Source organism: Bergeyella zoohelcum ATCC 43767 (genome assembly GCF_000301075.1).
GTDB lineage: Bacteria > Bacteroidota > Bacteroidia > Flavobacteriales > Weeksellaceae > Bergeyella > Bergeyella zoohelcum.
This window is the reverse complement of the sequence record NZ_JH932293.1, coordinates 18,378-31,804: the sequence shown is the minus strand read 5'-3', so window position 1 is coordinate 31,804 and position 13,427 is coordinate 18,378. Positions and strand designations below refer to the sequence as shown.

At 35.7% G+C, this 13,427-nt stretch carries 13 protein-coding genes and 1 pseudogene; 13 read left to right on the top strand and 1 reads right to left on the bottom strand.

Annotated elements, in window-relative coordinates; translation table 11 throughout:
• Positions 1-323, bottom strand: a pseudogene (locus HMPREF9699_RS11265) (hypothetical protein); the annotation flags it as partial.
• Positions 324-1,095: 772 nt separating this feature from the next.
• Here HMPREF9699_RS11265 and ftsY point away from each other — a divergent pair.
• The 13 genes from ftsY to rplW all read left to right on the top strand — a co-directional run bounded on the left by ftsY (position 1,096) and on the right by rplW (position 13,343).
• Complete coding sequence (ftsY, locus tag HMPREF9699_RS00215; RefSeq protein WP_002661373.1) at positions 1,096-2,043, top strand: signal recognition particle-docking protein FtsY; 948 nt, start codon at positions 1,096-1,098, stop codon at positions 2,041-2,043.
• Between the two features lie 101 nt (positions 2,044-2,144).
• The gene (locus HMPREF9699_RS00210) at positions 2,145-2,399 is read left to right on the top strand and encodes a GlsB/YeaQ/YmgE family stress response membrane protein (RefSeq protein WP_002661371.1); all 255 of its coding nucleotides are present in this window, start codon (positions 2,145-2,147) and stop codon (positions 2,397-2,399) included.
• Positions 2,400-2,566: 167 nt separating this feature from the next.
• Positions 2,567-2,959, top strand: coding sequence for a 30S ribosomal protein S12 (rpsL, locus tag HMPREF9699_RS00205; RefSeq protein ID WP_002661369.1), 393 nt, complete (start codon positions 2,567-2,569; stop codon positions 2,957-2,959).
• A 25-nt stretch (positions 2,960-2,984) separates the two neighbouring features.
• Entirely contained in the window at positions 2,985-3,461 is a 477-nt protein-coding gene (gene rpsG, locus HMPREF9699_RS00200; protein WP_002661367.1) for a 30S ribosomal protein S7, read from the top strand.
• A 6-nt stretch (positions 3,462-3,467) separates the two neighbouring features.
• Complete coding sequence (fusA, locus tag HMPREF9699_RS00195) at positions 3,468-5,585, top strand: elongation factor G (protein WP_002661365.1); 2,118 nt, start codon at positions 3,468-3,470, stop codon at positions 5,583-5,585.
• Between the two features lie 91 nt (positions 5,586-5,676).
• Positions 5,677-5,982, top strand: coding sequence for a 30S ribosomal protein S10 (gene rpsJ / locus HMPREF9699_RS00190; protein WP_002661363.1), 306 nt, complete (start codon positions 5,677-5,679; stop codon positions 5,980-5,982).
• A 212-nt stretch (positions 5,983-6,194) separates the two neighbouring features.
• A complete protein-coding gene (locus HMPREF9699_RS00185; RefSeq protein ID WP_002661357.1) occupies positions 6,195-6,686 on the top strand; it encodes a hypothetical protein in 492 nt (163 codons plus the stop codon).
• A 119-nt stretch (positions 6,687-6,805) separates the two neighbouring features.
• The gene (locus HMPREF9699_RS00180) at positions 6,806-8,974 is read left to right on the top strand and encodes a TonB-dependent receptor (protein ID WP_002661356.1); all 2,169 of its coding nucleotides are present in this window, start codon (positions 6,806-6,808) and stop codon (positions 8,972-8,974) included.
• 62 nt (positions 8,975-9,036) lie between these two features.
• The gene (locus HMPREF9699_RS00175) at positions 9,037-10,338 is read left to right on the top strand and encodes a hypothetical protein (RefSeq protein ID WP_002661354.1); all 1,302 of its coding nucleotides are present in this window, start codon (positions 9,037-9,039) and stop codon (positions 10,336-10,338) included.
• 422 nt (positions 10,339-10,760) lie between these two features.
• Positions 10,761-11,582, top strand: coding sequence for a GLPGLI family protein (locus tag HMPREF9699_RS00170; RefSeq protein WP_002661353.1), 822 nt, complete (start codon positions 10,761-10,763; stop codon positions 11,580-11,582).
• Positions 11,583-11,808: 226 nt separating this feature from the next.
• On the top strand, positions 11,809-12,432 hold the full coding sequence (gene rplC, locus HMPREF9699_RS00165; protein WP_002689150.1) for a 50S ribosomal protein L3: 624 nt from the start codon (positions 11,809-11,811) through the stop codon (positions 12,430-12,432).
• On the top strand, positions 12,423-13,052 hold the full coding sequence (rplD, locus tag HMPREF9699_RS00160; RefSeq protein WP_002661350.1) for a 50S ribosomal protein L4: 630 nt from the start codon (positions 12,423-12,425) through the stop codon (positions 13,050-13,052). The genes rplC and rplD overlap by 10 nt, the downstream gene beginning before the upstream one ends.
• 3 nt (positions 13,053-13,055) lie before the next feature.
• Entirely contained in the window at positions 13,056-13,343 is a 288-nt protein-coding gene (gene rplW, locus HMPREF9699_RS00155) for a 50S ribosomal protein L23 (RefSeq protein WP_002661349.1), read from the top strand.
• Positions 13,344-13,427: the final 84 nt, after the last annotated feature.

The window sequence follows — 13,427 nt, the reverse complement described above, 5'->3', positions numbered from 1 at the left end:
ATGTCTCCATTGTAGTAATAGAATCCCTCCTCATTAATCTGTCTTACTTTGGGGTTATTCCCTGAATAAGAAACATTATCTACGAAGATTAAGGTTCCTTTTACGAGTTGATTGTTATCAATGGAAGCTACCCTGGTTTTTGTAAGTCGAGGAATCAATAATCCTTCATTGGTAGTTAGGTTACTCGATAGATTTTGAATATCGAGTGTAGCTTTGGGAGTAGGAGTGTTAACCCCCACTCTTCCTTTTTCACTTTGTCCAAAGGCTTCCGTACCGATGAACATACTTGCTAATACGGCAAGCGTGCATAGTTGTTTTTTCATACATTGTGTCTTTAAAATTGTTTATATTAATTGTTTGTTTTTTTTTATTTATTTTAGGCTGTATACCAAAATTAATATAGCAGCAATTATATGTTTATGGCTTTTACTGTATTGTTTTTTATAGTATATAGACATAAACCATAACTATTGAAGAGCTATGATGAAATAAAAACAGTTTCAATTGAAAAAATACAAGATTGTCTTTCTCGAAAAAGTAGGAGCTACGGATAGGATAAAAAGTATAAATATCCTTAATCATTGGTACAAGAAAAAAACCTTAGAAAGTTGAATATTTTCTAACGAGGATAAGTACCATTATTATGAACTACCTTACCGACTCAAAATACAAAAGATAATTGTATTTTGAATTTGAGAAAAACAGATAACACTAATGCATAAAAAGTGGTTGCATTATAGAGCTCGCATAATTGTGGGGTTTCACAAATATTACAGAACATCCAGTTTTGAAGGTTCTCTGTAGAAGGAATTGTACTATTTTTTTTCATCATGGAGCAAAGATACTATTTATTCTTATATAAACAATGAATGGCATATGAAATAGTGAATTATTTTTTATGAAGATATTTTGTTATGATAAATGTTAGGTTGTGTTAATCAATGTGAATAGGGGGTATTTTAAAAAAAATAATTGAGAATTTAGTAAATTATTAAATATGGATTATCTGTCTTAGAGTTGAAGTAATTATGAATATTAAAACCATTTGTAAGATATGAGTGTTTTTTATTTATCTTTGTACAATAAACAATTAGCATGAGTTGGTTTAAAAAGATTTTTAGTAAGAAAGAAAAAGAAACCTTAGATCAGGGATTAGAAAAATCTCGTCAGGGCTTTTTCGAAAAAATGACCAAAGCCGTAGTAGGAAAAAGTACGGTAGATGAAGAAGTACTAGATGATTTAGAGGAAGTACTCATCGCATCGGATGTAGGTGCAGAAACTACTATCAAAATTATCCAACGAATAGAAGAAAGAGTAGCCAGAGATAAATATGTAAATACTGCAGAATTGGATAAAATTTTGCGTGAAGAAATCTCAGCATTACTTCTTAAAAATCCACATCCTACAGAAAATATAGACTCTTCTAAAAAACCTTTTGTCATTATGGTAGTAGGAGTAAATGGTGTGGGTAAAACTACTACGATAGGAAAACTGGCACATCAATTTAAGTCAGAAGGAAAAAAAGTAGTTCTTGGGGCGGCAGATACTTTCCGTGCTGCTGCAGTAGATCAGCTCACGATATGGAGTGAAAGAGTAGGCGTGCCTATTGTAAAACAAGGTATGGGGGCAGACCCTGCCTCAGTGGCTTTTGATACAGTGCAAAGTGCAGTGGCTCAAAATGCAGATGTGGTGATTATTGATACAGCTGGAAGGCTACATAATAAGATTAATCTTATGAATGAGCTTTCTAAAATAAAAAGAGTAATGCAAAAGGTACTCCCTGATGCACCGCATGAAATTCTTCTCGTTTTAGATGGATCCACGGGGCAAAATGCATTTGAACAGGCAAAACAATTTACCGCGGCTACTGAAGTAACTGCTTTGGCTATTACTAAATTAGATGGCACCGCAAAAGGAGGAGTGGTTATTGGTATTTCAGATCAATTTCAAATTCCTGTAAAATATATTGGAGTAGGTGAGCAGATGAATGATTTGCAAATTTTTAATGGAGAAGAGTTCGTAGATAGCTTTTTTAAACGATGATATTTTCAGTATTCCGAGATACTCTTATACAATTTTAATAAATCTCATTTTAGGCATAGTTTAGGATGTACTCAAGATGAATAATAAAAAAAGATAAAATTATGGGTATTTTAACATGGATTATCTTCGGCCTTATTGCCGGAGCATTGGCAAAAGCGATTATGCCAGGAAATCAAGGAATGGGATGGATTATGACCATTATATTGGGTATCGTGGGTGCATTCGTGGGAGGATGGATAGGCACGCTTCTTAATCTAGGAACTGTGGAAGATTTTAGTTTAGGAAGTATGGCACTTGCCGTAGTAGGGGCACTTATTGTTCTTTGGGTGTTTGGTATGGCCAATCGAAAAAGATAACTAAATAATTTAAAAATGAAAAAAGTCACCCATTGGGTGGCTTTTTTGTTGTGATAAGCTGTTGTTGGGTTGGTTCGTATGGATTATATTCCTTAAATTCTATTTGTTATGATTTTGTCATTTTAAAAAAAGTAATTATCTTTGCACCTCAAAATAAAAGCAATTAAATGCCTACTATTCAACAATTAGTAAGAAAAGGAAGAGAGTCGCTTGCCAAGAAGAGCAAATCGGCTGCTCTTGATTCTTGTCCACAAAGACGAGGAGTATGTACGAGAGTATATACTACGACACCTAAGAAACCAAACTCTGCACTTAGAAAAGTAGCAAGGGTAAGACTTTCTAACGGTAAAGAAGTCAACGCTTATATCCCGGGCGAAGGACATAATCTTCAAGAGCACTCGATAGTATTGGTAAGAGGCGGAAGGGTGAAAGACCTACCGGGAGTTCGTTACCATATCGTAAGAGGTGCATTGGATACCGCAGGTGTAAACGGAAGAACACAGCGAAGATCTAAGTACGGAGCTAAGAGACCAAAACCAGGTCAAGCCGCTAAAAAGTAATCATTAAATTTTAAGAAACGAAACAATGAGAAAAACAAAAGCGAAAAAAAGACCGTTGTTACCGGATCCGAAATTTAATGATCAGTTGGTAACAAGATTCGTGAACAATTTAATGTTAGATGGTAAAAAATCTATCGCATTTAGAATTTTTTATGACGCATTAGATGTAGTAGAAAACAAAAAAGGAGACAACGAGAAAACTTCTTTGGAGATATGGAAAGATGCACTTACGAATGTAATGCCGCATGTGGAAGTTCGTTCCAGAAGAATTGGAGGAGCTAACTTCCAGATTCCTATGCCAATCAGAGCCGATAGAAAAATCTCTATGGCAATGAAATGGCTCATTAAGTATGCGAAAGCAAGAAATGATAAGTCTATGGCGTTAAAATTAGCGGCAGAGATTATCGCAGCTTCTAAGGAAGAAGGTGCAGCTTTCAAAAAGAAAACAGATACTCACAAAATGGCGGAAGCAAACAAAGCTTTCTCTCACTTCAAATTCTAATCTGAAATGGCAAGAGATCTTAAATACACAAGAAATATTGGTATTGCTGCACACATTGATGCGGGTAAAACTACCACCACAGAAAGAATCTTGTTCTATACAGGGAAAACACACAAAATCGGGGAAACTCACGAAGGGTCTTCTCAGATGGACTGGATGGAGCAAGAAGCTGAAAGAGGGATTACCATTACTTCAGCAGCAACTACTTGTAACTGGAACTTCCCAACAGATCAAGGAAAAAACTTACCAGAAACAAAAGGATACCACTTTAACATCATTGATACCCCAGGGCACGTAGATTTTACCGTAGAGGTAAACCGTTCTTTGAGAGTATTAGATGGACTCGTATTCCTTTTCTCTGCGGTAGATGGAGTAGAGCCTCAGTCTGAAACCAACTGGAGACTTGCAGACAACTATAAAGTTGCTCGTATGGGATTCGTGAACAAAATGGACAGACAAGGTGCAGACTTCCTTAATGTAGTGAATCAAGTGAAAGAAATGCTCGGTTCTAATGCTGTGCCTATCGTACTTCCTATCGGTTCTGAAGAGGACTTTAAAGGAGTAGTAGACTTGATTAAAAACAGAGCTATTGTATGGCATGAGGATACTCAAGGAGCTACTTTCGATGTAGTGCCGATTCCTGATGATATGAAGGATGAGGTAATGGAGTACAGAGAAAAATTGGTAGAAGCCGTTTCTGAATACGACGAAACTTTGATGGAGAAATTCTTCGAAGATCCAGATTCTATTACAGAAGATGAAATTAATGCAGCGTTGAGAGCCGCTACCATTGACCTTTCTATCATTCCGATGACTTGTGGTTCTTCTTTCAAAAACAAAGGGGTACAGTTTATGCTAGATGCGGTTTGCCGTTACTTGCCTTCTCCTTTGGATAAAGATGACATTAAAGGAACAGACCCTAATACAGAGGCAGAAATCACTAGAAAACCAGATGTAAAAGAGCCTTTCGCAGCTTTGGCATTTAAAATTGCTACAGACCCATTCGTAGGTCGTTTGGCATTCTTTAGAGCTTATTCTGGTAGATTAGATGCAGGTTCTTATGTATTGAACACGCGTTCAGGAAATAAAGAAAGAATTTCTAGAATTTACCAAATGCACGCCAACAAGCAAAGTCCGGTAGAGTATATCGAGGCTGGAGATATTGGTGCAGCAGTAGGTTTTAAAGATATCAAAACAGGGGATACGCTTTCTGATGAGAAAAACCCTATCGTTCTTGAATCTATGATTTTCCCAGATCCAGTAATTGGTATCGCTGTGGAACCTAAAACAAAGGCTGACCAAGATAAAATGGGTAACGCTTTGGCAAAATTGGCAGAGGAAGATCCTACATTTACCGTTAAGACTGATGAGGCTTCTGGACAAACCATCATCTCTGGTATGGGAGAGCTTCACCTAGATATCATCGTAGACCGTATGCGTCGTGAATTTAAGGTAGAAGTAAACCAAGGACAGCCACAGGTAGAGTACAAAGAAGCACTTACTGCAGTAGCAAACCACAGAGAGGTGTACAAAAAGCAATCAGGTGGTCGTGGTAAGTTTGCGGACATCGTATTCGAAATCGGTCCAGCAGACGAAGGTAAATCTGGTCTTGAATTCATCAACGAAATCAAAGGGGGTAACATTCCTAAAGAATTTATTCCATCAGTAGAAAAAGGTTTCAAAGAAGCGATGAAGAATGGTCCATTGGCAGGATTCGAAGTAGATGCAATGAAAGTTACCCTGAAAGATGGTTCTTTCCACGCAGTGGACTCTGACCAATTGTCATTTGAATTGGCTGCGAAACTTGGTTTCAAAGAATCAGGAAAAGCTGCCAAGGCCGTAATCATGGAGCCTATCATGAAACTTGAGGTAGTAACACCTGAAGAATACATGGGAGACATCGTGGGAGACCTTAACAGAAGAAGAGGTACTGTAAACGGTATGGACGATAGAAACAACGCAAAAGTAATCAAAGCGTTCGTTCCACTTTCCGAAATGTTCGGTTATGTAACGGCGTTGAGAACTTTGTCTTCTGGTAGAGCAACTTCTTCTATGGAGTTTGAAAAGTATGAAGCAGCTCCGCAGAATATCGCTGATGAAGTAATCGCAAAAGCAAAAGGGTAACAATGCAGTAGGCAATAAGCCGTAGGCAGTAAGCGATAAGTTTCTTGCCTAATGCTTAAAGCCTAATGCCTAAAGCTAAAAATTAAATAAAATGTCACAAAGAATCAGAATAAAACTTAAGTCTTACGATTACAACTTGGTGGATAAATCTGCTGAAAAAATCGTAAAAACGGTGAAAGCTACTGGTGCGGTGGTGAATGGACCTATTCCATTGCCAACGAACAAAAGAATCTTCACGGTTCTTCGTTCACCGCATGTTAATAAGAAAGCAAGAGAGCAGTTCCAGCTATCTGCCCACAAGCGTTTGATGGATATCTACTCTTCTTCTTCTAAAACAGTAGATGCCCTTATGAAGCTAGAATTGCCTTCTGGGGTAGATGTAGAAATTAAAGTTTGATAATTTCAGCTTTGATATAGTAAAACGCTCTTTCCGAAAAGGAAAGAGCGTTTTTTAATTTATTTTTGTATCTTAGCACACAATATAAATGTATAACTATGAGGTATTTATTGTTTTTATTTCTATTGTTCTCCCATCTTGCTTTTTCTCAGTATGTGAAAGTGGTGGGCATGAGTGGATGGACAAGTGTGAAGAATTAGAAAAATCTACCCATGCTCGGAGAAACCCAGCAGGTAATAACGGTGGGGTTGGGGATTGATTTACTGGAAAGAGATTCTTATTATTTATCAAACGAAGTAGGATACACTCAGCTAGGAGGGAAGGATGTAAACCCTCATTTTTCTTCTCCTTATGATTATATAAGTAAGAAATGGGGATATGTGTATGCATCTTCTGTATTTAGATATAAACCTGCAATGCTGGGGAATGGCTTCGTCTTCGTAGGTGTGGGTCCTGCTGTGAAGGTACGCATTTCGGAAGATGGACTAGAAGATACCTATTATAGTGTAGGCGATGAAAAAATATCAGTGAATCAATTGGTATTTGGATTAAAAGGAGAGTTAGGTTATATGTATCATTTTGGAAATTATAGATTAGGAGTTGTAGGGAATTATACGCTTAGCACACCTATGGCTAAAAGTAACTATATCCGATGGACGAGTAACCCTATATTTGTGGGAGTTTCTTTTGGTTTCGGTATATAATTTTGATTCTAAAAAATATAAGAATGATATCCCTACGCTAAGTGGGGATTTTTTTGTAATTAGATTTAATATTTATATATAATTATTCTAAATAAACTATATTTGCATTTTAAATCATAATGATGAAGAAAACAGCTATTATTTTTGGATTGATTTCTATTTCTGTATTTGCTCAAAAAAATGAAAAAGTAAAAGAAATAGAGGAAATAGTCCTTCATAAACCTATTCCTATAAAGGAAAAACTAGAAAGGGAGGGTTTTGCTGTGAATGTAGTGGAGACTAAAGATATGGTCATCCGTAATATTCAGACTACAGAACTGTTGGATAGAACGGCAGGACTTAGACTTCGTCAAGATGGGGGGCTAGGTTCTAGGATTAATTTTAATATTAATGGAATGACGGGTAATGCAATCAAAATTTTTATTGATGGCGTACCTGCTACTAATTACGGTAGATCTTTTTCGGTTAATAGTATTCCACCAGCTCTTATAGAGAGAATAGAAGTGTACAAAGGAGTGGTTCCGGGGCATCTTTCAGAAGACTCCTTAGGAGGAGCTATCAATATCGTTTTAAAAAAGCATAAAAAAGATTTACTGAATCTTGCTTATTCTGTAGGGTCATTTAATACTCATCAGGCGAGTGCTAATGTGAGTCATAGAAGTGAAAAGGGCCTTTTGGTAGATATTTCTACTTTTTATAATTATAGTGATAATAGCTATCATGTTTGGGGAGAACAAATTAGTTTTAGAGATTATCAGGGAGCCATTACACGAGGTCATAAAGCTAAAAGATTTCATGATGCTTTTCGTTCTTATGGTTCTAAAATAGACATCGGTTTTGAAGGAGTGAAATGGGCAGATAGGTTTACTATTGGAGGGGTGTTTTCTAATGACTATAAGGAAATACAGCATGGGGTTACTATGCAAAGGGTTTTTGGAGATAGACATAGCCGAAGAGAAGCCAATATCGCTACGCTTAATTACCGTAAAAAGGATATATTTACCAAAGGACTATCTCTCAATGTAGATGCAAGTTACGGTCAGAGAAAAACACAAGCGATAGACACTGTAGGTATTATGTATGACTGGCGTGGACCTATTCTCTATCCTGATGGAAATCCTGTGAGATATACCATGGGTTCAGAATTAGGAAATAGAAAAACGGATGAAACCAATTTTAACAAAACTTTTGTGGTTAGAGCAAATGTCGCGTATCAATTTTTTAAAAATAATACGCTGATGGTTAATCATCTCTTTAATAATTTTGATAGAGGAGTGCAGGATACTTATTTACCATTAGGGCTTCAATTACTAACAAATACTCTTGATTTACAGAAAAATATCACTTCTGTAACTTATGAAAATTTGGCATTCAAGCAAAGATTAAGAACGAATATCTTTTACAAATATTATAGACAAAAAGTAACTTCTAATGAACCTTTTCAGGTCTCCACTCAGCCTTTGGTGTATGATGTGAAAAAAAGAAATAAAGTAGAAGAATATAATGGTTTCGGTGGGGCAATGTCTTATTCTGTTACTCCAAAATTATTCGTTATGGCATCGGCAGAAAAAGCAATTCGTTTTCCAAATGAGAATGAAATTTTTGGAAGTCCTGATAATTTGGTTAATCCAAGTAATGTGCATGCTGAACAAAGTTTTAATGCCAATGTAGGGGTTAATTTTGCAGGATTTACTTTCGGAAAGCATACGCTTAGAGGAAATGTATCCGTATTCTACAGAGATACTCAGGGGATGATTCGTCAGGCAGAAACCTCAGGTAATAGTGGAACTACTTACTATGAAAACTTAGAAGATGTGCTTACTAAAGGTATAGATGCTGAAATTAATTATGCTTTTGCTAATCAGCTTCATATTGGTTTGAATGTTTCTAAATTTGATGTTTTGTTTAATACAGAATACAATTCTAAAGGAGAAAAATATCTTTATTATAAAAAACAAATTCGTAACGAACCTTCGTTTAAGTTGAACGCAAACGCTACTTATTATTTGGATGATGTATTCGTTAAAGGTTCTAGAGCATCACTTCATTATAATATTCATTTTGTAGAAAGTTTCCTGAGAAATTGGTCTAATGTAGGACTCAATAATTTAGATATTATTCCTACACAGTTTTCCAATGACATAGGCTTCACTTATGCTTTTCCGAAAAGAAAAATAATGATTGGTTTTGATGTGAAGAACATCTTTGATCGTCAATTGTATGACAATTTTGGATTGCAAAAATCAGGAAGAGCATTTTATGGAAAGATTACTTATCATATTTTTTAAAAAATACGATAGATATTTGTAAATAACAGAAAACGAAAATTTTAATATTAAATAAAATCAAAATGAGTTTTTTTAGCAAAAAAACGCTTTTAGCGTTAACAGCCGCTTTTACGCTGGCTTCGTGTGACAGAAATGGAGATGAAAACATAAATGAGGACAATGGAAAGGAATTCCAGTTAGCATTTTCTAGTGGCTCTGGTTCTATTACTGGGGTGTATATGAGAGGCATGGATGACCTTAGCCAAGGAACAGTTTCCTTCGATGGAAAGGGATATTTGCTCAGTGAAGCAAGAACTTCTAGAATATTTCATTCAGATGATAAAAAATATGTGTATTCATTGGCATATCAAGTGGGTACTATAGGGAAATGGGAATTTCTGGGAGGTAGTAATTATAAAAAGGTAGGAGAAATAGATGCAGGAATTCCTTTGGGAAATAAAGGAATACGATTTTATAAATTAAATAACAATGAGGGCTCTGTGCATTATATAAAATCAGAACCAGAATATGAACCAGATGGAACTACTTATAAGCATCATAAGATGTCCTTGTCATTAGGGATATTAGACTTTAATACCATGACGGTAAAACCCAGTGTTAAGAAGAATATTCCTTTTACTTTACCAGGGAATTTGCCTAGTCAGGGCTATCACATTACGAGGATAGATGCTCCAGTGTTATCTAATGGTAAACTGTATTATGGTGCAGCAGTAAGTAAATTTGATCCTACTACAGGGAAAAATTCAGAGGCAGATAAAGCCATGACTTTAGTGGTAGATTATCCAAGTCTTGAAAATCCTACTGTAGTAGAAACCGCTTTGGTAAAAGGATCTACCAATGGTTACCGTACTCCTACACAGTATGTTACTGAAAATGGAGAAATTATTCAATTGGTTAATAGTCGCTCTGGAAAAACGCATATTGTAAAGTTGGTTAATGGGCAATATGATGCTACTTATAAATTTAGTTTAGATGAAGCATTGGGAAGACCTGGAAAAACTTCATCTAATGGATTCTTTTATGCCGGAAATGGAATTGTGTTTATGCCTTACGAGAAAAAGCATATTCCTGCTAAGCAAATTGGAGTAGATCCTCAAGGTAATCCTACACAGTCTTCACCATGGGGATTGGCCAGAATAGATTTGAACTTTAAAACTGTAGTGGATTTGGAAGTTCCAGATAATCTTTGGCTTACACAGTGGCAAACTTCTGTGATTAAAAATGGTAAGTTTTATATAGCTTTAGCACCTGTGGGGCAACAGGGGCATATCTACACTTATGATGTGCATTCTACTTCGGCTGTAGGAACTAAAGGAGCAGCTACGGTTTCAGGAGCGGATCAGTATTTTATTGGGCTTTACTAATGTGTTTTTAATCACTCACTAAAAAAGACATCTCATAGCGAGATGTCTTTTTTTTGAAAAAAAACTTGTGTAGTATTATATTTATACTTACATTCGTTTTAATTAAAATTTTAAGCCCATGAAAAAGTTTTTATTGGTAGCGACACTTTTTGTTGTAGGCACTGTTAGTGCACAAAGTGAAGTTTTATTTTAAAAAGATGAGGAGCAAGTACAATCCACTACAATCGAATTAGGGCAAGTGTCTGATGTTGTTTTGGTGGTTGATAATGAGGTTTCGAAAACCAGATGTTATAATAGAGATAAAAATGGAACCTTGCATCCAGTTAGATGTCCAAATGTGATAGTAATTGCTGAATAACTGATGTGGTGTTAAAGTTAAAGGAGATATTGTTATATCTCCTTATTTGTATATTTTTGTTATTATGAAAAAAATATTTTTTGTTTCCTTAGTTTTGTGTGGTCTATGGATTGTAAATTCACAAACCTACCGCTTTTATTATGAAATCAAATTTAAAAAAGATTCTTTGGCAAAGGAACATACGAATGAAGTTGCTATTTTAGATATTGGGAAAGATAAAGTAAAATTTTATCCTTCAGATATTTTGGAGAAAGACTCTATCAGGCTTCATTACAATGTGTATGAGTTTTCATATAGTAAGTTAGGCTATAAGCTTATTCGTGAAAAAGGCACATATAAAAATATGAATTATGTATCACTTACACCCAATTATTATCGCTATGAAACCTATGATGAAGTGCAGTGGAATGTTTTGGCGGAAAAGAAAACTATAGCACAATTTACAGTTCAAAAAGCGACGACTAATTTCGGAGGGCGTGATTGGGAGGCATGGTTTACCACGGATATTCCTTTTCAAGAAGGACCTTATAAATTTAGAGGGTTGCCAGGGCTTATTGTGGAATTGAGAGATGCCCAAGAACATTATATTTTTCAGTTGTGGAAGACCAAAGTTTTACCACAGGAATTTGATACTTCGTTTTATGTAGAAAATACGGATACTACACCTGCTATCATGATTACTGAGAAAAAAATGACGAATTTATTATTGGATTATTATACCAATCCATTGAAAGATTTTGAAACTCAAAGTATGGTGGTAGAGGATAAGAATGGTAATGTAAAAACGCTAAACGCGAAAGAGCTCACTCAGATGTATCAAAAGCAAATCCGGAAAAATAATAACCCCATAGAATTAAATAAGGCAATAGTGTATCCTGTAAAATAATTATAGTTTTTTTTTAAGATTGAGCAGATTTGTCATCCATCTTATGATCTGTTATGATGAAGTATCTTTGGCTGAAAGTACTCAAAATTAATTTGGTGCTTACAAAAAAACTTCCTATATTTGCACACTCAATTAAGGTGGGGAGTGTGCCTAAATAGAAAATAGAAATCACTGCACTTGCTTTAATGAGTTGAAACACAGAGATAAATTTATATTTTATATAACAATGTCAGGTATTATTGGAAAAAAAATCGGTATGACATCGCTATTTGACGAGAACGGGAAGAATATTCCTTGTACGGTTATTTTAGCAGGTCCATGCTCGGTTTTACAGGTCAGAACCGTAGAAAATGATGGTTATGTAGGCTATCAGTTAGGTTTCGATGACAAGAGTGAGAAGAATGTCGGGAAGGCATTAGCGGGTCATTTTAAAAAGGCTGGCTCTACACCGAAAGCAAAGTTGCATGAATTCCACCATGGATTTGATGACTTAAAAGTAGGTGATGAAGTAACGGTAAATCTATTCTCAGAAGGAGAATTTGTAGATGTTACAGGGACTTCTAAAGGTAAAGGTTTCCAAGGGGTTGTGAAAAGACATAACTTCGGTGGGGTAATGCAGGCTACCCATGGTCAGCACAATAGATTGAGAGCGCCAGGTTCTATCGGTGCGGGTTCTGACCCTTCAAGAGTTTTCAAAGGTTTGAGAATGGCAGGAAGAATGGGAGGTAAAAAAGTTACCGTACAAAACCTTCAAGTGTTGAAAGTAGATGAAGAACAAAATCTTTTGGTAGTAAAAGGTGCTGTTCCGGGTGCTAAAAATTCATATGTAATTGTAAGAAGATGGAACTAGTAGTATTAAATATCCAAGGGAAAGAAACCGGAAAGAAAGTTACTTTGGACGAGTCTGTATTCGGAATCGAACCAAACCAACACGCGGTTTATCTAGAAGTGAAACAATACCTTGCAGCACAGAGACAAGGTACACATAAATCTAAAGAAAGAAGTGAAATTACCGCTTCTACTAAGAAATTAAAGAAACAGAAAGGCTCTGGTTCGGCAAGATATGGTGATATTAAATCTCCAGTATTCAAGGGTGGAGGTAGAGTATTTGGTCCAAAACCAAGAAACTATCGTTTTAAATTGAACAAAGCGTTAAAGAGATTGGCTAAAAAATCAGTCCTTTCTCAGAAGATGAAAGAAAACTCTATTAAAGTATTAGAAGCGTTCAATTTTGATACGCCTAAAACAAAAGAGTTTATCAATATCAATAACGCACTTGGTTTTGAAGGGAAAAAGGCATTGTACATTTTGCCAGAATTGAACAAAAATGTATATCTTTCTTCTCGTAACTTGCCAAAAACAAAGGTGTTGCCATTTAATGAAATCAGCTCTTATGATTTAATCAATGCGGGAGAGATCGTGTTCATTGAAGGAGCCGTAGAGAAATTCACAGAAAACTTAAAGAAATAAATCATGTCAGTAATTATTAAACCAGTAATTTCAGAAAAAGCAAACTACTTGACAGATTTGAGAGGGACTTATTCTTTCCTAGTAGATACGAAGGCGAATAAAATCCAAATCAAACAAGCGGTAGAAGAGGCTTACGGAGTAAAAGTGGCGGATGTAAATACGATGATTTATGCGCCAAAAGTTTCAGAAAAATATACGAAAAAAGGACTTCAAGTAGGGAAAACCAATAAGCTTAAAAAAGCAGTGGTAAAACTTGCAGAAGGAGAAGTAATCGATATATTTTCAGTATAAAACGCTATAGGCAGGACGCAATGGGCTGTAGGCTTCCTGCTTCCTGCCTAAAGCATATAGCAAATAAAATAATTTAATCATAAA

Bases quoted from the DNA above. Each gene is read 5' to 3' on its own strand.
- ftsY (WP_002661373.1), top strand. From the start codon at position 1,096: ATGAGTTGGTTTAAAAAGATTTTTAGTAAGAAAGAAAAAGAAACCTTA.
- HMPREF9699_RS00210 (WP_002661371.1), top strand. From the start codon at position 2,145: ATGGGTATTTTAACATGGATTATCTTCGGCCTTATTGCCGGAGCATTG.
- rpsL (WP_002661369.1), top strand. From the start codon at position 2,567: ATGCCTACTATTCAACAATTAGTAAGAAAAGGAAGAGAGTCGCTTGCC.
- rpsG (WP_002661367.1), top strand. From the start codon at position 2,985: ATGAGAAAAACAAAAGCGAAAAAAAGACCGTTGTTACCGGATCCGAAA.
- fusA (WP_002661365.1), top strand. From the start codon at position 3,468: ATGGCAAGAGATCTTAAATACACAAGAAATATTGGTATTGCTGCACAC.
- rpsJ (WP_002661363.1), top strand. From the start codon at position 5,677: ATGTCACAAAGAATCAGAATAAAACTTAAGTCTTACGATTACAACTTG.
- HMPREF9699_RS00185 (WP_002661357.1), top strand. From the start codon at position 6,195: ATGCTCGGAGAAACCCAGCAGGTAATAACGGTGGGGTTGGGGATTGAT.
- HMPREF9699_RS00180 (WP_002661356.1), top strand. From the start codon at position 6,806: ATGATGAAGAAAACAGCTATTATTTTTGGATTGATTTCTATTTCTGTA.
- HMPREF9699_RS00175 (WP_002661354.1), top strand. From the start codon at position 9,037: ATGAGTTTTTTTAGCAAAAAAACGCTTTTAGCGTTAACAGCCGCTTTT.
- HMPREF9699_RS00170 (WP_002661353.1), top strand. From the start codon at position 10,761: ATGAAAAAAATATTTTTTGTTTCCTTAGTTTTGTGTGGTCTATGGATT.
- rplC (WP_002689150.1), top strand. From the start codon at position 11,809: ATGTCAGGTATTATTGGAAAAAAAATCGGTATGACATCGCTATTTGAC.
- rplD (WP_002661350.1), top strand. From the start codon at position 12,423: ATGGAACTAGTAGTATTAAATATCCAAGGGAAAGAAACCGGAAAGAAA.
- rplW (WP_002661349.1), top strand. From the start codon at position 13,056: ATGTCAGTAATTATTAAACCAGTAATTTCAGAAAAAGCAAACTACTTG.